Source organism: Rhizobium sp. BK512 (assembly GCF_014194915.1).
Lineage (GTDB): Bacteria > Pseudomonadota > Alphaproteobacteria > Rhizobiales > Rhizobiaceae > Rhizobium.
This window is the reverse complement of sequence record NZ_JACIAS010000006.1, coordinates 148,336-166,243: the sequence shown is the minus strand read 5'-3', so window position 1 is coordinate 166,243 and position 17,908 is coordinate 148,336. Positions and strand designations below refer to the sequence as shown.

The 17,908-nt window shown below is 60.5% G+C and carries 18 protein-coding genes; 8 read left to right on the top strand and 10 right to left on the bottom strand.

The annotated features are described in order from the left end of the window. Positions 1–83 precede the first annotated feature (83 nt). Positions 84–1,070 carry a zinc-dependent alcohol dehydrogenase family protein gene (locus FHX06_RS21400; RefSeq protein ID WP_183880777.1) on the top strand — a complete coding sequence of 329 codons (987 nt, stop codon included), beginning with the start codon at positions 84–86 and terminating at the stop codon, positions 1,068–1,070. 54 nt (positions 1,071–1,124) lie between these two features. On the opposite strand, the gene FHX06_RS21395 is transcribed toward FHX06_RS21400, so the two are convergent. Together FHX06_RS21395 and FHX06_RS21390 are read right to left on the bottom strand one after the other, a co-directional pair. Then, entirely contained in the window at positions 1,125–2,282 is a 1,158-nt protein-coding gene (locus tag FHX06_RS21395) for an adenosylhomocysteinase (protein WP_183880775.1), read from the bottom strand. A gap of 90 nt (positions 2,283–2,372) precedes the next feature. Next, on the bottom strand, positions 2,373–3,251 hold the full coding sequence (locus FHX06_RS21390; RefSeq protein ID WP_183880773.1) for a LysR substrate-binding domain-containing protein: 879 nt from the start codon (positions 3,249–3,251) through the stop codon (positions 2,373–2,375). Positions 3,252–3,518: 267 nt separating this feature from the next. On the opposite strand from FHX06_RS21390, the gene FHX06_RS21385 reads away from it, so the two are divergent. From FHX06_RS21385 to FHX06_RS21365, 5 genes are all read left to right on the top strand, one after another. Then, positions 3,519–4,031: an NUDIX hydrolase gene (locus FHX06_RS21385; RefSeq protein WP_112970227.1), complete on the top strand. Its 513-nt coding sequence runs from the start codon at positions 3,519–3,521 to the stop codon at positions 4,029–4,031. A 62-nt stretch (positions 4,032–4,093) separates the two neighbouring features. Further along, positions 4,094–5,590 (top strand): inorganic phosphate transporter, encoded by a 1,497-nt coding sequence (locus FHX06_RS21380; RefSeq protein ID WP_112969797.1) that lies wholly within the window; start codon positions 4,094–4,096, stop codon positions 5,588–5,590. A 14-nt stretch (positions 5,591–5,604) separates the two neighbouring features. Beyond that, on the top strand, positions 5,605–6,342 hold the full coding sequence (locus FHX06_RS21375) for a 16S rRNA (uracil(1498)-N(3))-methyltransferase (RefSeq protein ID WP_183880771.1): 738 nt from the start codon (positions 5,605–5,607) through the stop codon (positions 6,340–6,342). 141 nt (positions 6,343–6,483) lie between these two features. Continuing rightward, positions 6,484–7,857, top strand: a complete 1,374-nt coding sequence (locus tag FHX06_RS21370; protein ID WP_113147046.1) for a glutamate--cysteine ligase — start codon at positions 6,484–6,486, stop codon at positions 7,855–7,857. A gap of 95 nt (positions 7,858–7,952) precedes the next feature. Next, positions 7,953–8,843 (top strand): DUF937 domain-containing protein, encoded by an 891-nt coding sequence (locus tag FHX06_RS21365; protein WP_183880769.1) that lies wholly within the window; start codon positions 7,953–7,955, stop codon positions 8,841–8,843. A gap of 86 nt (positions 8,844–8,929) precedes the next feature. Here the strand turns inward: FHX06_RS21365 and FHX06_RS21360 are convergent, their stop codons facing one another. After that, complete coding sequence (locus FHX06_RS21360) at positions 8,930–9,229, bottom strand: DUF1127 domain-containing protein (protein ID WP_112541455.1); 300 nt, start codon at positions 9,227–9,229, stop codon at positions 8,930–8,932. Positions 9,230–9,435: 206 nt separating this feature from the next. Between FHX06_RS21360 and FHX06_RS21355 the strand changes: the two genes are divergently transcribed. Continuing rightward, positions 9,436–10,395, top strand: a complete 960-nt coding sequence (locus FHX06_RS21355; RefSeq protein WP_112541456.1) for a LysR substrate-binding domain-containing protein — start codon at positions 9,436–9,438, stop codon at positions 10,393–10,395. Positions 10,396–10,400: 5 nt separating this feature from the next. Here FHX06_RS21355 and FHX06_RS21350 read toward each other — a convergent pair whose 3' ends face one another. The 4 genes from FHX06_RS21350 to FHX06_RS21335 form a co-directional block, all read right to left on the bottom strand. Next, on the bottom strand, positions 10,401–11,042 hold the full coding sequence (locus tag FHX06_RS21350; RefSeq protein ID WP_183880767.1) for a TetR/AcrR family transcriptional regulator: 642 nt from the start codon (positions 11,040–11,042) through the stop codon (positions 10,401–10,403). A gap of 248 nt (positions 11,043–11,290) precedes the next feature. Then, positions 11,291–12,166: a dienelactone hydrolase family protein gene (locus FHX06_RS21345; RefSeq protein WP_183880765.1), complete on the bottom strand. Its 876-nt coding sequence runs from the start codon at positions 12,164–12,166 to the stop codon at positions 11,291–11,293. Positions 12,167–12,282: 116 nt separating this feature from the next. Beyond that, a complete protein-coding gene (locus FHX06_RS21340) occupies positions 12,283–12,699 on the bottom strand; it encodes an MAPEG family protein (protein ID WP_112541459.1) in 417 nt (138 codons plus the stop codon). A 100-nt stretch (positions 12,700–12,799) separates the two neighbouring features. Next, entirely contained in the window at positions 12,800–13,555 is a 756-nt protein-coding gene (locus tag FHX06_RS21335; protein ID WP_113211421.1) for an SDR family oxidoreductase, read from the bottom strand. 100 nt (positions 13,556–13,655) lie between these two features. Here FHX06_RS21335 and FHX06_RS21330 point away from each other — a divergent pair, with 100 nt between their 5' ends. After that, positions 13,656–14,570 (top strand): LysR family transcriptional regulator, encoded by a 915-nt coding sequence (locus FHX06_RS21330; RefSeq protein WP_183880763.1) that lies wholly within the window; start codon positions 13,656–13,658, stop codon positions 14,568–14,570. A 3-nt stretch (positions 14,571–14,573) separates the two neighbouring features. On the opposite strand, the gene FHX06_RS21325 is transcribed toward FHX06_RS21330, so the two are convergent. The 3 genes from FHX06_RS21325 to FHX06_RS21315 all read right to left on the bottom strand — a co-directional run bounded on the left by FHX06_RS21325 (position 14,574) and on the right by FHX06_RS21315 (position 17,826). Next, entirely contained in the window at positions 14,574–15,122 is a 549-nt protein-coding gene (locus tag FHX06_RS21325) for a hypothetical protein (protein ID WP_112541461.1), read from the bottom strand. A 2-nt stretch (positions 15,123–15,124) separates the two neighbouring features. Then, entirely contained in the window at positions 15,125–16,609 is a 1,485-nt protein-coding gene (guaB, locus tag FHX06_RS21320) for an IMP dehydrogenase (protein WP_112541462.1), read from the bottom strand. A gap of 224 nt (positions 16,610–16,833) precedes the next feature. Further along, complete coding sequence (locus FHX06_RS21315; RefSeq protein WP_113211420.1) at positions 16,834–17,826, bottom strand: MBL fold metallo-hydrolase; 993 nt, start codon at positions 17,824–17,826, stop codon at positions 16,834–16,836. Positions 17,827–17,908: the final 82 nt, after the last annotated feature.

Here is a 17,908-nt window from a genome sequence, read left to right as displayed (position 1 = left end):
TTGCATGATCTTCATTCTGTATCTTTCATTTTCATTCATAATTCAATGAGGCATTCTGCGTCCAACAAACCAAGGAGAGTTCCATGAGCACGATGAAAGCCGCGCTTATCGAGGCGCAGAATTCAGAATTCAAGATTACCGATATCGCAAGGCCATCGCCCCAGGCCGGCCAGATCCTCGTCCGCATCAAGGCGGCCGCACTCAATCCGCTGGATCTGAAGATCCGGGCCGGTGAGGCCGCGCATGCCCGTCACCCCCTGCCCGCCATCCTCGGCATCGATATGGCAGGTATCGTGGAAACGGTCGGCCCAAGCGTCGAAGGCTTTCGCCCTGGTGACGAAGTCTATGGCATGACCGGTGGTGTCGGCGGCCTGCAGGGATCGCTTGCCGAATTTGCGGCCGTCGATGCCGATCTCGTGGCCCTCAAGCCGCGCAATCTCTCCATGCGTGAGGCAGCGGCCTTGCCGCTGATTGCAATTACCGCCTGGGAAGGCCTGGCGGAACGTACCCAGGTGAAACCCGGACAAAAGGTGCTGGTCATCGGCGGCGGTGGCGGCGTCGGCCATATCGCCGTGCAGATGGCGGCTGCTGCCGGTGCCCAAGTCTTTGCCGTCGATGGCGGTTCGAAGGCCGAATATATCCGCAGCATCGGGGCAACGCCGATCGACCATGCCAAGGAGACTACGGAAGATTATGTTGCCCGGTACACCGACGGAAAAGGCTTCGACATCGTCTATGACACGATCGGTGGCAAGGGGCTCGACGCCGCCTTCCAGGCTGTCGCCAAGTTCGGCCATGTCGTCACCAGCCTGGGCTGGGGCACGCATTCGCTGGCACCATTGTCGTTCAAGGGCGCGACCTATTCCGGCGTGTTCACGCTGGCACCGCTGCTGACGGGTGAAGATCGCGCCCATCATGGCGAGATCCTGAAGCAAGTCGCATCACGCGTGGAAGCTGGCTCGCTGATGCCGAATCTCGACCGGCGGCAATTTTCGCTTGGAGACGTGGACGAAGCCTACCGGCTCCTCGAAAGCCGGCAGGCTGAAGGCAAGGTGGTCGTCGACATCTGACGACCTTCCGCAATTCCGGACGCAAAACCACGATGCACTTTTGCTGGAATTGCTCTAGCGCGCCAGATCGAGATAGGCACTCGCAACCATCGCATCGATATCCGCCGGAACCGGCACGATGCAGGATTCGGCGCCGACGCCACGCTTTGCGACCCGCTCCAGGCAGCGGGCCTGCAGGGTGAAGCCGAGGTCCATGGATTCCACGGAATTGCCAAGCGGACGCGGGCCGGCCAGGTTGGCCATATGGCCGCCGCCGAGAACGTGGAATGACCTGCCGTTCTTGAGATGGAAGGTCTCGATGAAATCGGTCTCGTAGCGATCGATATCAACGACATCGGGATGGCTGCGGAAAGCGGCCACATCGATCTCATGCGGGAAATGTCCGCCATTCACGAGGATTGCACCGTCCTTGATCAGCGCCAGATCGGCTGCTGTGACGATACCGGGGAAACCGGTAACGGTGGCGATCACGTCGGCCGAGCGGATCGCCTGTTCGCGGAGCGGCGTGATGAAACCGTCGAGATGCGCCTCGAGGCTGGTGACGGGATCGATATCGACGACGCTAACCGTCGAGAAGGCATTGCGGAAGGCAGTTGCCGTGCCCTTGCCGCAGGCGCCGTAACCGAAGACGGTCACGCGTTTGCCGTTGGTGGAGCGGTTGGTGAAGCGCATGTAGCTTTCGAACAGGCTCTGGCCGACGGCGTGCTTGTTTTCTGCGAATTGCTTGATCGGGCTATCATTGATGACGAGGATCGGCATGGCGAGCCTTTCGCGCATCGGCAGCAGGCGGGTTCGGCCGGATGTCGTTTCTTCGGTGCCGCCGAGCAGATTGGCATAGGGCTTGTCGGCGGCAATGGCGAAAAGATCGCCGCCATTGTCCAGCAGGAGATCGGGCTTCTCGGCAACGACGGCTTCAAGGCTCTGATGGTGGGCGACAGGATCGGTCGTCTGGGTTGCGAAGACTGTGATGCCTTGCGCACGCAGGAATTCCACGGTTGCCGGCTGCGTACTATTCAGATTGCCGGTGCAGATCAGGCGCGCGCCTCCGGCCCGCAGTGTCATCAGGAGAGCGACCGTCTTCGGCTCCAGATGGATGCCGGTGCCGATCGAAAGACCGGCAAAGGGGAGCGTCCTTTCGAATTCCGCAGCCGCTGCCTTCAGCAGGCGGCAGCTATTGCCGATCCAGTCTATGCGTGTCGCAGATTTTTCCATCTCATGCCCTTTCGTTCCCTCAGTTCTAGCGAGGCAAAGATAGGGCGGGCATGGAGATATTTCTGATGAAAGGGCAGAAAAACTGCCCTTTCAGGACGCGCCGCCTGAGCCCAGCAGCCAGCTTCGGAGTGCCGCAATGGCCGGCCGTTTCGCGTCTGATGTCCGGCAGCAGAGGCTGTAGCCTGCCGGCCGCCGGATGAAGCCGTAAGGGGCGACCAGAATGCCGCGGTCGAGATCGTCTTCGATCGAGGCCTTCGGCGCCAACGCAACGCCGAGGCCGGCCCGGGCGGCGCCAACAGCCAGAAGAATATCTTCAAATTCCCGAAGACGGGAAAAGGCAACCGGCGGCGTGCCGCTTTCCGCAAACCATTCCGTCCAGAGTTTCGGCGCGCTGCGGCTGACGAGGATGTTGGATTGCGCCAAGGCCGCGATATCGTCTGCAAGTCTTGCGGCGATTGCAGGTGTTGCAACCGGGCCGAATTCATCCTCCATGAAGCGCGTCTCTGTGATACCGGCAGAGGATCTGATCTCGCCGCCCATGATCACGGCATCGAAATCCGGATGTTGCGACAAGGGTTCGACCACCGTCATCGGCACAATATCGATCTCGATATCGCCAAGGCTCGCCTGCATGTCGCCCACCCGCGGCATCAGCCACCAGATGGCGAAGGCCGAGGGCACGCCGAGACGGATGCGCTGGCTGCCCGCCTCCTCGAACGCATCGGCAGCGCGCCTCAAGATGGTAAAGGCGGTTCCCGCTGCCTCGGCAAAGGCACGCGCCTTTTCAGTCGCAACCAGTCTGCGGCCGTCGCGCACGAAGAGCTTGCTGCCGAGATGATCTTCCAGCGTCGATATCTGCTGGCGCACGGCGCCGCGCACCACACCCAGCTCTTCGGCCGCCTTCAGAATGCTGCCGTGGCGACAAACGGCTTCAAAGGCGCGGATCGCATTGAGGGGCGGAAGTCGCATGGTTACCACACTTCGAAAAATACCGTGGAACAAATGGGCGCGGCATTGATTGGGATGCCGGACAGGCCCATATTGTACAGCTGTGCAAGACGACGCATTCGGGACAGAAAATGGCGGAATTTCCAAACCTGCCCGGCTTCGATTTTTTCTATGTAAGATGAAATAAATCGCGTCCCGGTTCGTTTTGCACGTATGGATCGCGCAAGCTTTTCATACCATGCTAATATAACAACGACTCAGCTCGACGATCTAAAGGTGACCCGACAATTGACTCTTCTTGCCCGCCTGGCTTCCGATGTGCAACTCATGTTTCGGCGTCCGCCGCGACAGCAGTATGCTGCACTCTGTTACCGGGTCAAGAAGAAGACCGGCAATCTCGAAGTTCTGCTGATGACCAGCCGCGACACCGGTCGCTGGGTAATCCCCAAGGGCTGGCCGATGGCGCGTAAATGCGCCTATGAGGTGGCAGCCCAGGAAGCCTTCGAGGAGGCTGGCGTGCACGGCACGGTGGAGATGGAATCCCTCGGTTATTATACGTACCGCAAGGTTCTGCGCGACGGCCTGAAAGTGACCTGCAAGGTGCAGGTCTATGCTCTCGAAACGACGAACGTGGCGAAGAACTTCAAGGAAAAGGGCGAGCGCGTCGTCGAGTGGGTTTCCTGCGATGAAGCGGTGAAGCGCGTCCAGGAGCCCGAACTGCGCAATCTCTTTCTCGCCTTCAAGCAGCGCATGACCGAGCGCCTTTCCGACGGCATTTCGAAACAAATTCCGGCAGAATAAGTCTTGCCATCTTGTGCGGCTAGAAAAGGCAGCGCAAAAGCAGGACTTGGCCAGGAAACAGAATGCCGCAACGCAACCCCGTCCTTACGAAACGCACGCTTGATAAGGATCTCGACAAGGTTACCCATGTCGAGGATGCGGCCAAATATGTCTCGCGACGGCTGGTGGCACCGGGGCTTGGCCTGATCTTTCTCGGCCTGGCAATGCTTTTTGCCGGTGTCTATGTCTTCGACAGGCCAGGCGCGGTGCTAGCAGTTGCGGCGGCAGCACTTGCCGCCTACATGGCGATGAATATCGGCGCCAACGACGTGACCAACAATGTGGGCGCCGCGGTCGGCGCACGCGCCATCACAATGAAACAGGCGCTCATCGTCGCCGCGATCTTCGAGGTGCTGGGCGCGACGATTGCCGGCGGCGAAGTCGTCAAGACGATTTCCTCCAGTATCGTCGATACGGTGCAAGTGCCGCAAGCAATGCTCGGCTGGATTATGATGGCGGCGCTCACGGCTGCCGCACTCTGGATCAACCTCGCCACCTGGATGAATGCGCCGGTTTCGACGACGCATGCGATTGTCGGCGCGGTGATCGGAGCAGGCGTGGGAGCGGTCGGGTTAGAGCCGGTCAATTGGCGGGTGATGCTGGAAATCACCGCGAGCTGGGTGACATCGCCGCTGATTGGCGGGCTGATCGCTGCGGGGCTCCTTTATCTGGTCAAGACACTCATTGTCTATCGCGAGGACAAGATCGCCGCCGCCAGACAATGGGTGCCGGTCATGATCGCCGTGATGGCCGGCGGTTTCATGGCCTATATGGTGCTGCAGCTCGCGCCGCCGGAACGATATCCTTCACTGACGATCCTCCTGATCGGCATCGGGATCGGTCTTGTCAGTTGGCTGGCCGCTCGGCCGATCATCCAGCGGCAGGCAGAAAATCTCGAAAACCGCAACAGCTCGCTGCGCACACTGTTCCACTTTCCGCTGATCGGCTCGGCCGCCCTGCTTTCCTTCGCGCATGGCGCCAACGATGTCTCCAATGCGGTCGGCCCGCTTTCGGCGATTGTTCATTCGGCCGGTATTGCTGATAACAGCACGGTCGGCCATCCGCCACTCTGGGTGATGCTCATCGGCGCCCTTGGAATCTCGGTCGGCCTCCTGCTTTTCGGGCCGCGCCTCATCCGGCTCGTCGGCGAGGAGATCACCAAGCTCAATCCGACGCGCGCCTATTGCGTGGCGCTCTCGACCGCTTTCACCGTTATCGTCGCCTCATGGCTCGGCCTGCCTGTCAGTACGACCCATATCGCCGTCGGCTCGGTGTTCGGCGTCGGCTTTTTTCGCGAGTGGTACACGCGTCATTCGAAGCGACGTATCGAGTTCATACGCCGCAAGACCGAAAGCTTCGAGATCGACGAGCCGGAACCGAATGTCCATGAAGCCCGGCGGCGCTATCTGGTCCGCCGGTCGCATTTCATGACGATCATCGGGGCGTGGGTGATAACCGTGCCGGTTTCAGCCGCGCTTGCGGCAGTGATTTATTGGGCTATGTTCGCGCTCTTCATGTGAATCAGGGTCTTAAGATGCGCGCCAATTTCCGCATGCAGCGGCTTTTCATCGATGCTCCCTTGTCAAGAGATGCCGCCGTCGAGGCCACTTCGGAGCAGTTCAACTATCTCGCCAACGTGCTGCGTATGGAAGACGGCGCGGAAATCCTGCTCTTTAACGGCCGCGATGGGGAGTGGAAGGCGAGCCTCTCATTCCCGACCCGCAAGCGTATCCTGCTGACGGCGATGGAAAAGACCAGGCCGCAGCCTGCCCCCTCCGACCTGCACTATCTCTTTGCGCCGCTGAAGGTCGGTCGCATGGATTATCTGGTGCAGAAGGCGGTGGAAATGGGAGCCGGCCTGTTGCAGCCGGTCATGACCCAGCACGTACAGGGCAAGATTACCAATCTCGACAAGATCCGCGCCAATGTCATCGAAGCGGCGGAACAGTGCGGCATTCTCGGCATTCCCGATGTAGCCGAGCCCATGCGCCTTGCCGACCTGCTCGACCGCTGGCCTTCGGACCGGCGTATCATCTATTGCGACGAGGGCGATGCCGGACAGAACCCGCTGCCGCTGCTTACCAGGGTGGCGGAAAGAAAGCTCGCGCTGCTGGTCGGCCCGGAAGGCGGCTTCTCGGAAGAGGAGCGGACGCGGCTGCGCAGCCTCGATTTCGTGACCGCTATTCCGCTCGGGCCACGCATCCTGCGCGCCGACACAGCGGCCGTCGCAGCAATGGCGGTGATACAGGCTGCCATCGGTGACTGGAATTGACTACCCCATGCCGAATGCGCGGAAGTGCCGCTATTTTTTTGATGACTTGTTGAAACAATTTCACTTGCAACTTAGCTGGCTTGCGCACTAATCACCCTTCCAATTGCCCCGGCCCCGGCGCCTTCGAATACAGGTACTTTCATGGCTCGCGATACTACCGACCAGACGCCGATCTCTTCGGTTCAGGAGCTGACCGATTATCTCGCCGCCGGCAATAAGCCGAAGGAGCGTTTCCGCATCGGCACCGAGCATGAGAAGTTCGTCTTCTTCCGCAAGGACAACAGCCCGGTTCCCTATTTCGGCGAGGCTAGCATTTCGGCGCTCTTGAAAGGCCTGCAGGCCAAGAGCGGCTGGGAGCCGATCCTTGACGGCGACAATATCATCGGCCTTGGCGAGCAGAGCGGCATGGGCGCCATCTCGATCGAGCCCGGCGGCCAGTTCGAGCTCTCGGGCGCCCCGCTCGAAAACATCCACCAGACCTGCAAGGAATCCAACCAGCATCTGGCGCAGGTGCGCGAGATCGCCGAGCCGATGGGCATCGGGTTCCTCGGGATCGGCGGCAGCCCGACTTGGACCTATGCGGAAACCCCGCATATGCCAAAGTCTCGCTACGAGATCATGACCAGCTACATGCCCGATGTCGGCACCCGCGGTCTCGACATGATGTACCGCACCTGCACGATCCAGGTGAATCTCGATTTTTCGTCGGAAGACGACATGCGCCGCAAGATGCGCGTGTCGATGAAGCTGCAATCGCTGGCAACCGCGCTCTTTGCCTCTTCTCCCTTCACCGAAGGCAAGCCGAACGGTGCTCTTTCCTGGCGCGGCGATGTCTGGCGCGACGTGGACAACCAGCGCAGCGGCCTGCTCGACTTCACCTTCCGCGACGATTTCGGTTTCAAGGATTATGCCGAATGGGCCCTGGACGTGCCGATGTATTTCGTCATGCGCGACGGCCACTATCACCGGGCGACCCACGTCACCTTCCGCCAGTTCATGAACGGCGCGCTGAAGGGCGAGATCGCCGCGTACGAGCCGACGATGGGCGACTGGACGAACCATCTTTCGACGCTGTTCCCGGATGTACGCCTGAAGCGCTTCCTCGAAATGCGCGGCGCCGATGGCGGCCCGTGGCGGCGCATCTGTGCCCTGCCGGCCTTCTGGGTCGGCCTGCTCTATGATGACGCCGCGCTGCAGGCGGCCGACGAATTGACGAAGGACTGGGGCTTTGCGGAAGTGACTGCGCTGCGCAATGTGGTGCCGGACGAAGGCCTCAAAGCCACCTTCCGCGGCCATGCGCTGATTGAGACGGCGCGTGAGGTCGTCAATATTTCCCGGGCCGGTCTCAAGGCGCGCAACAGGCTCAACGGCGACGGCGTCGACGAGAGCATCTTCCTGGCGCCGCTCGACGAGGTTCTCGCCAAGAAGGCGACGCTCGCCGAGGACCTGCTGGCGCTCTATCACGGCCGCTGGAATGGCTCTGTCGAGCCGGTCTTCCAGGAATATCAATACTAAGAGGCGATTGGCTCTCTCCAAAAAGGCGTTTGCGCATTCCCATTTCGAGCTATAGTGGCACGAACATGCGCTGCGAATCTGGGAGAGGGACTTTCATGCTGCCGCTTTTCGACATGATGATGCAGGCGCAGAACGGCGCGGCGATGGATGCCATCGCCAAGCAGTACAACCTCGCACAGGAGCAGGCGACGAAGGCGATAGCGGCGCTGATGCCGGCATTTTCCGCCGGCCTGAAGCGCAGCACCAGCAACCCCTATGATTTCGTCGGCCTCATGCAGGCGGTGGCGTCGGGCAATTATGCCAGATATTTCGAGGACATGAGCAAGGCCTTCACCCCTGAAGGCATTTCCGACGGGAATAACGTCCTTTCCCAGCTTTTTGGATCGAAGGAAGTCTCGCGCGCCATCGCCGCGCAGGCGGCGCAGATGACCGGCATCGGACAGGAGATCTACAAGCAGATGCTGCCGGTCATGGCCGGTACATTGATGGGCGGGCTCTTCAAGCAATCGACGGGTCAGATGGCCTCGCCGGTCAATCCCTTCGTCAATACCGCCATGGGCGAGACGATCCAGAAATGGCTTGAAAGCACCGGCTTTGCGCCGAAACCGAAGGTCGCACCCGAACCCAGCATTTTCGATAATCCGTTCACCCAGGCCATGCAGCTGATGTTCAGCGTGCCGAAGCCGGAGCCTCAGCCGCAACCCGCCAATCCCTTCCTCGACAATCCCTTTGCCAAGGCATTCCAGGAGATGATGGCAGGGCTCCAGCAGCCGGCAGCCAAGGCTCCGGAACCGCCGAAGGACGCGCAGAAAGGCGAAAATGACAGCTATACCGAGATGCTGAACGCCATGTTCGACAGCGGTCTCGAAGTGCAGAGAAGCTATCAGAAGAGCCTCGAGGCGATCTTCGAGGCTTATCGGCCCAAACCTGCCGCCTCCCCCGAAGATCCCGCTTCCACAGGCCCGTCAACACCGGGCAAGAAATAAAAAAACCCGGAGATGGCTTGGGAAAGCCGATCACCGGGTTAAGCAGCAGGGCTATTGGCTATCACCCTGCGGGGAAACGCGTGCGTTCAGTCCCTGTAGGGGCGCATGACCGCAATATGCCAGCGGCGCTTGGCCGCCTGCGTCAGGTGCTCCGACGGATCTTCAAAGAAGGTCGAGGCGAGGAAAGCGGAGGTGACATCGGCCCGCGTCAGGCCGATATCCCGCAACTGATTGTCATCGAGCTCGTGCAGCCCGTTCACCTGCGAGCGATTGCGCACAATGCGAAGGGCGTTTGCCAGCGGTGCAAGGCCAGCCATAAGACGTTGCATGAACGTCGGGGCGAGCTTGCCGCAGTCGAGTTCTAGTGTCTGTTCATGAGTGCGCATCGAACTCTCCTTTCTTCGGGGCGCAGAACAGCCCACCCCGCCTGCGAGGTCGTGCAGGAAGGGTCAAGCTGGTCACAGGCGGACAGGCAGGGTGTCTGTCCTTCACTTTGCTTGATTTGCACCCCGAAGATGCCAAAGAGCTATTGATCAGTCCAACGAATGTTTCTAATGATTAACATCAGAGATCTTTATGGGTGGATGGGATCATGGCGGCGCCTCTTGATATCGACCAGTTGCAGACCTTCATCGCAATCGTAGACTCAGGCAGTTTCACCAAGGCTGCCGACAAGGTCTACAAGACACAGTCTGCCGTCTCCATGCAGATGCGCCGTCTGGAAGAGCGCATCGGAAAGCAGCTCTTCATCAAGGACGGGCGCGGCAACCGCCTGACGGTCGAGGGCGAAAAGCTGCTCAACTACGCACGCCGTATCATCCGCCTGAACAATGAAGCGATCGCCGCCTTCGACGACAACCGGCTGGAAGGCACGTTGCGCATTGGCACGCCTGACGATTATGCCGATCGCTACATGCCCGAGATCATCGGCCGTTTCGCCAAGACGCATCCGAATGTGGAACTCTACATCGTCTGCGAGCCTTCGGTCGATCTTGCCGAGCGCATGCACAAGGGCGAGCTCGATATCGCGCTTGTCACCCACAATCCGCGCGAGCGCATTTCGGATGTGGTTCGAACAGAGCCGCTTTGCTGGGTGAGTTCCGCCAACCATCCGATCCGCGACGATGCGCCGGTGCCGCTTGCCGTCGGCCGGCGCGATTGTCAGTGGCGCCAGCTCGCCTGTTCGGCACTCGATGCCGTTGGCCGCGAATATCAGGTCTTGTTCACGAGCTGGTCCTGCACCGTGGTCGCCTCGGCCGTGCTCGCCGGCATGGCGGTTTCAGTCATGCCGGAATCGGCACTTCGGACGGGTATGAAGGTCCTGAGCCAGGCAGACGGCTTCCCTGCCCTGCCCCCGGTGCAGATCGGCATCATGAAGCGGCCCGGCGTTTCGCTGTCGCTGATGAACGCGATCACGGCGCATATCACCGCCTGCCTCGACAACATCACGCCGACCGTCATCGAGGACGGGCTGGAGCAGGATGTGAAGACAGGTTATGCCCGTCACTATCCGCGGCTGAAGGCTGCGGCGAGCATGATGCCGAGCTGGTAAAAGGTTCAGGCCGCCGACGCGGATGTCGGAGCAAAGAGGGAAGCGCGGATGACGCGCTTCCATTCGTCGAGAATACGCTCGCCAAGGCCATCTTCGCTCAAGACCGCAAGGCGAATTGCCGCGCCGATCAGGTGGCTGAAAAGGTAAGTGCGCGCTTTCATCTGCTCATCGCAGTATTCCGGCGCCTGACGACGCACAGCTTCCTGGAAGATCTCCGCAACCCGGCCGCTATGCTCGATGTTCAGGCGCAGCAGGTCCTGATCTGTCTCCGTACCCATCCAGACGCCGAGATAGGCAGCATCATTGCGGTATTCGGTGTAATACCAGTCGATCATCGCCGAGATCAGGTCGAGCGCTTCATCCAGGGAACGAACATCCGCGAACATCTCAGCCGTCTTCTGCTGGATTGCCTGCGCATGACGGTCGAACAGCGCTTTGACGATCGCCGCCTTCTCGGGGAAATACTGATAGACCGAGCCGATCGGAACGTTTGCGGCGACGGCAAGTTCAGTCATCCGCATGGCGCTGACGCCCTTTTCGGCAATGAGAGTGGCGGCGGCGTTGAGGATAAGGTCCAGCCGCTGGATGCTGCGCTCCTGTTTCGGCTTTCTGCGAAGAGCAATACGATCCGAAATGTCCGCGCCCATGTGGTTCCCATCTGTCTTGTTATTCAGCGGCGCAAGCGATCTGTCATACCGGCGCTTCGGGCCGATATGACATGCAGGTATTCATCCGTCGTAAATGGAAATGGTCGGATTTTAGGCAATGGCAAGAGCCAATAAAAAACGGGGCATTACGCCCCGTTTTGGTCTGTGCAAAAAGAGCGCTTAACACTTCGTCAAGCAAGCGGGCTCACCACGCCCGTTTCGTCCTGCGACACTCTGCGGAAGCCCGCTCAGGCAAGGTTCTGCTTCAGGAACGCGACCGTGCGGCTCCAGGCGAGATCGGCCGCTGCCTTGTCATAGCGGGCAGCCGAGGTATCGTTGTTGAAGGCGTGGTTGACGCCATCATAGACGTAGATCTCGAATTTTTTACCATTCTCCTCCAGCGCCTTCTTGTAGGCATCGATGCCGGCATTGATGCGATCGTCGAGGCCCGCATAATGAAGCAGAAGCGCCGCCTTGATGTTCGCAACCGCCGAGGCCGGCGGTTGTGCTCCATAGTAGGCCACGCCCGCTTTCAGTTCGGGCGACTTGGTGGCAAGGGTGTTGACTGCGCCCCCACCCCAGCAGAAGCCGATGGCGCCGACATTGCCGTTCGTCGTATCGAGCTTGGAGAGGTAAAGGACAGTCGCCTCGCCATTTGCGGCGACGGTGGCCGCATCGAGTTTGCTGAACATATCGCGCGCCTGATCCTCATTCTCGGGCGTGCCGCCCTGCGGCGAGAGGAAATCCGGTGCAAGTGCCACGAAACCTTCGAGCGCCATGCGGCGAGCGACATCGCGGATATGCGGATTGAGGCCGCGGTTCTCGTGGATGACGATGACCGCGCCGAGCTTGCCGGAGGCATTCTTCGGCTGCACCAGATAGCCTTTCATGTCGCCGCCGCTGCCCGGATAGGTAATATTCTGGCCGGTCAGTCGATCGTCATTTTCGGCGACGACCTCGGCGGCTGCCTTGTTGGCGGCCAGCAGCGGCGCGATTGCGGCTGCCGCGGTTGCAGAGCCTGCAAGCTTCGTAAGCTTGTCCATGAAGCTGCGGCGATCCAGCGTCAGATGCGTATATTCATCATAGGCGTTGATCATTGCCTGCGTAATGACGGGCTTTTCCATGACAGACCTCCTCTGTTCCCACCCCATGCCCAATCGGCAAGGGGGAACATAGGTCAGCGGCCGATAACGCAGGAACAAAACTGTGTTACCGGCCTACCTGGAGAAAATCGCGGGGATCAGGAGAATAGCATCCAGCCGGCAAGCCAGGCCCACATGCCAGCCAACACGACGAAGCCGGCGGCAAAGAGCGGGCTGCGATAGCGCAGGTCGTTGCTGGTGACGTGCACATAGGCATGCGCATAGCGCAGTGCGACGAAAAGCCAGGCAAGCACGACCGCCACCAGATTATCCGCCTCGGTGATATAAAGAAGAATGCTGCAGGCATAGAAGAGTACCGGCAGCTCGAACTGGTTGGCGAGGCTGTTCTTGACGCAGAGACTTTCGACGGGTTCGTCGCGGTTTTCGCGATAATCGGATTTCTTCATCCGGCCCTCCTGGACCACCTTGCGGCGGCGCAGGCCAAGCAGCCCGTAGAGAATATAGACCAGCAGAACATGGGCAAGCAGAGGCCAGAACATTTCGAAGCCGGTCATCAATCATTCCTTCGTTTACGCGACTGCGCGACCAGTAGCGGAAAGGCCGGATGGATGCCAGAGCGGAGACGGCCCGCCATGGAGCGGGCCGTCTTCAGGGTCAGACCTGGGCAATACCACCGTCGACAAAGATCTCGGCGCCGGTAATGAAGCTCGAGTCATCGGAGGCGAGGAAGAGCGCCGTTGCAGCGATTTCTTCCGGACGCCCGACGCGGCCAAGCGGAACCTGCGAGGCCAGGTAGTCCAGCAGGCCCTGTTGCTGCGCCTTGTCCTGGCCGGCGAGTTCGACGAGGCCGGTCGTCTCTGTTGGGCCGGGGCTCAGCGTGTTGATGCGGATGCCGCGATCCTTGAGATCGAGGATCCAGTTGCGGGAGAAGTTTCGGATTGCAGCCTTCGAGGCCGCGTAGACGCTGAAGGCCGGTGTGCCGGTGGCGCCTGCCGTCGAGCCGGTCAGGATGACGGAAGAACCCTTGCCGAGCAGCGGCAGCGCCTTCTGCACGGTGAAGAGCACGCCCTTCACATTGCGGCCGAAGGTGTCGTCATACTGTTCTTCGGTAATGGCGCCGATCGGAGCGAACGAGCCGCCGCCGGCATTGACGAAAAGCACGTCGATACGGCCGGCCTCTGCCTTTACCCGATTATAAAGACGGTCGAGATCGGCAAGATTTGCGGAGTCGGCCTGGACGCCGGTGACATTGCCGCCGATTTCGGCGGCGGCCGCATCCAATACTTCTTTGCGGCGGCCGGTGATGAAGACGCGCGCGCCTTCGGCTGCAAAGCGCTTTGCCGTGGCAAGGCCGATGCCCGAAGTGGCACCAGTGATGACAGCGATCTTTCCATTCAGTCTGTTTGTCATTGTCGTCGTCTCCTGTTGTGTTCGACTGAGCTGAAGATGTGGACGGCGATATCGTTTCGGAATAGAAAGAAATGAAAGACATCATTGCAGGAATGAAACAATGAGTTTACCGGATTTCGAAGGCCTGGCGATGTTTGCCAAGGTTGCCGAGGAGCGCTCCTTCGCTCGTGCCGCCAAGACGCTCGGCGTTTCGGTACCGACGGTTTCGCGCGCGGTAAGCCGGCTGGAGGAACGGCTCGGCGCACGGCTCTTCAACCGCACTTCGCGGCAGCTGGCGCTGACTGATTTCGGGCTGCGGCTGGTTGATCGCGCCCAGCACATCTACGCGGAGGCAGAGGCCGCGGAGAATGAGGCGCGCGAGCTTTCGAGCCAGCCGCGCGGGCTGATCCGTCTTGCCGTGCCCATGGTCTTCGGGCGCCAATGGCTGGCGCCGATCCTGCCCGATTTCTTCGAGGCCTATCCCGAGGTCTCGATCGATATGCATATGAGCGATGCCGTAGTCGACCTTGTCGGCGAGGGTTTCGATGCGGCTCTGCGCATTGCCGTGCTGCCGGATTCCTCGCTGGTGGCAAAGAGGCTGACGCCGGTGGCGCCTTTCATTCTGGCAGCACCCGCCTATCTCGAAAAATACGGCTGCCCGCGGCATCCCCGCGAACTCGCGGCGCATCATTGCCTGGGTTATGCCTACCGGCCGCGGCAGGATATCTGGCGTTTCAGCAACAAGGCAGGAGAAGAGGAAATCGTAGTGCCGACCGGGCCATTACGCGCCACCAATTCGGAGGCCCTGATCCCGATGGCATTGCGTGGCCTCGGCATTGTCGAACTGCCGGAGTTCATGGCCTACGAATATCTTGACGACGGGCGCCTGAAAGCGATCCTCACCGACTGGACCCTGCCGAAAGGCGCCGTCTATTTCGTCACGCCATCGGCGCGTGCCCGGCCGGCAAAGGTGGAAGTGCTTGGCGATTTCCTTGCAGCGAGGCTCTCGCACCCTGTCTGGCGCTGGCCGCGATAGGGTTCAGCTTTCGCGCGATTGATGAAGAAGCGCGCTGCGCACAAGCAGGATGGCGCAGACGGCAAGGCTCGCGAATTTCAGCTTGGTCATCCACGGCAGGATCTGGGCAGCAAAGCCCGCGGCACCGCTATTGCTGAACGCTACGAGGCTCGAGATGTTTTCCCCGTAATCGGCAAAGCCGTAAAGGAAGGGCAGAATATAGGTGATCCGGCCCAGAAGACGCGGCGCCTGCTTGCCGCGCCATGTCTCGATCGGCCCGAGCCGCAGGAAGATCAGGAATAGAAGGGCTGTCAGCAGGGCGGGAAAGAGGAGTTCCGGGCCGAAATACATCGCCCGGAGAATGCGGTTTGCCGTCTCGTTCTGATCGAGCAGCGTCTGCATGTGGAAGACGGCGGACACGTCGTAGCCGGAGAAATAGGTATCGAGCATCGCCTGGCCGGTCTCATGCTCGAACGGCACGGTGTAGCCAAAGGTTGTCCAGCCGAGAACGATGAGGCAGAGGGCTGCGAGCAGCGCGATGATCCAGAGTGGAATTGCGCTGCCCGCTTTCATTGTCAGACGCCGACGCCCGGATAGTTCGGGCTTTCGCGGGTGATCGTCACGTCATGCGGATGGCTTTCGCGGAGCCCGGCACCGGAGATGCGCACAAAGGTGGCGCGCTCCTGGAACTCCTTGATGTCCTTGCCGCCGACATAGCCCATGGCAGCTTTCAGGCCGCCGGCGAGCTGATGCAGGACGCCGGAGACCGGACCCTTGTACGGTACCTGGCCTTCGATGCCTTCGGGCACGAGCTTCAGCGTGTCGCGCACTTCCGCCTGGAAGTAACGGTCTGCCGAGCCCCGCGCCATAGCACCGACAGAGCCCATGCCGCGATAGGCCTTGAAGGAGCGACCCTGGTAGAGATAGACCTCGCCCGGGCTTTCATCGGTGCCGGCAAGCAGCGAGCCCACCATGACGGCAGAAGCACCTGATGCGATGGCCTTGGCCACATCGCCCGAGAACTTGATGCCGCCATCGGCGATAACAGGAATATCCTGGTCCCTTGCGGCCTCGACTGCCGACATGATCGCAGCGAGCTGCGGAACGCCAACGCCGGCGACGATACGCGTGGTGCAGATCGAACCCGGTCCGATACCGACCTTGACGGCGTCAGCACCGGCATCGATCAGCGCCTTGGTGCCATCATAGGTCGCGACATTGCCGGCCATGATGCGAACGGAGTTGGAAAGCTTCTTGACGCGGCCAACCGCTTCCAGAACGCGGGCGGAATGTCCGTGCGCCGTATCGACGACGAGCAGGTCGACGCCGGCATCGATCAGCCGTTCGGCACGCTCGAAACCATCGTCGCCGACGCCGACGGCAGCGGCAGCCCGCAGGCGGCCCTGCGCATCCTTGGATGCGTTCGGGTTCAGCTGGGCCTTTTCGATATCCTTGACGGTAATGAGGCCGACGCAGCGGCCCTCGCCGTCGACAACCAGCAGCTTCTCGATGCGGTGAGAATGCAAGAGGCGCTTGGCCTCCTGCTGATCGACGCTCTCCTTGACCGTCACGAGGTTTTCGCGGGTCATGAGTTCGTAGATCTTCTGGCTCGGATCGGAGGCAAAGCGGACGTCGCGGTTTGTAAGGATGCCGACGAGGCGGCCGGATTTTTCGACGACCGGAATGCCGGAGATGCCGTGCATCTTCATCAACGCCAGGGCATCGGCAAGCGTCGCGTCCGGGCCGATGGTCACGGGATTGACGACCATGCCGCTTTCGAACTTCTTGACCTGGCGAACCTGTTCGGCCTGCTCGATCGGCGTCAGGTTCTTATGAATGACGCCAAGGCCGCCAGCCTGTGCCATGGCGATCGCGAGGCGACCCTCGGTCACAGTATCCATCGCGGCAGAAATGATCGGGATATTCAGCTCGAAGTCGGGTGCAAGGCGCGTTGCGACGCTCGTCTGGCCGGGGAGGACTTCGGAATGACCGGGTTGCAGCAGCACATCATCGAAGGTGAGTGCGTCCAGTCCGGTTGGCGTTTCTATGATGCGAGCCATGGCCAAATTCCTTCAAGAAAGAAAAATGCGACCCACCCGGTACGAATCGTCCGCACCGGCGGTGTGCATGAGTTTATGGAAGTTGGCGAGGGCTGGTAACACGTCTATGACAGGAAGGAAATAGCAAAAAGGCCCGGCACGGGGCCGGGCTCGGTATGGCAGCCATGCAGAGAACGCGTGTCGCATGTCGTTCTCGCAAAACCGCGACGCACTTTTGCGCGACCTCAGATGTCGAACTGATAGGTCTTCGGCACGAAGCGGTAACCGGTCTCCTGTTTCTCCACGAAACCGACCGCCGGGAACGGCATGTGATAGCCGAGGAAAGCGATCTTGTCGCTGGCGATCATGTCGAACACCTTCTTGCGGGTCGCGGCCGCCTGAGCCTTGTCCATGTCGAAACGCACTTCCCAGTCCGGACGCTGCAGCGACAGGATGTAGTGGTTTGCCGTGTCACCCGTCATGATCAGCCGTTTGCCGTCGGATTCGACGTGGAAGATCATGTGGCCGGGTGTGTGGCCTGTCGCGAGCATCGCGGTCAGGCCAGGCGCGATGGTGTCGCCTTCCTTGACGAAGGTCGCCTTTTCGGCGAGCGGCATGACATTCGCAAGCACCGCCTTGTGACCGCCCTCCGCCGGCGTGCCTTCACGCGCCTTGTCCGACCAGAAATCATATTCGGCCTGGCCGATAACATAGCGGGCATTCTTGAAGGCGGGTGCGCCATTTTCCATGAGGCCGCCGATATGGTCTCCGTGGAGATGCGTCAGTGCCACGACCGTGACGTCGTCAGGCGAATAGCCTGCGGCCTTAAGGCCGGCGCTGAACTGGCCCATGCCCCGCTCGCGACCGCCGGCCCCAAAGCCGGTATCGACGACAATGACATCGGAACCCGTATCAACGACCACAGGCGCATAGCTGTTTACGAACTTGTCGGTCGGCAGGAAATTAGCGGCGAGAAGCGCCTGAACGGCCTGCGGATCCTGATTGGAACCGAAGGTTTCATTCGGCTTTTCAATGACATTGAAACCATCGCGGACGGCAGTGAACTTGAATGAGCCGAGCTTGAACTGATTGATCTGCGGCTGCGGGATGACTTCCATATTGCCTGTTTCTCCAGTTGCGGCCGCCTGGGCCGTTACTCTCAAGATGACCGGCGCGGCCAGCAGACCAAGGCCTGCGCCAAAAAGCGTGCGCCGCTTTATTCCATCAAATGTCGTCATATATCCATCCTCCACACTGTGCGGTGCGTCGCCGCACGACCCCCGATATATCCTGCCGGTTCCAGCGAGATTTCTTGCTCCG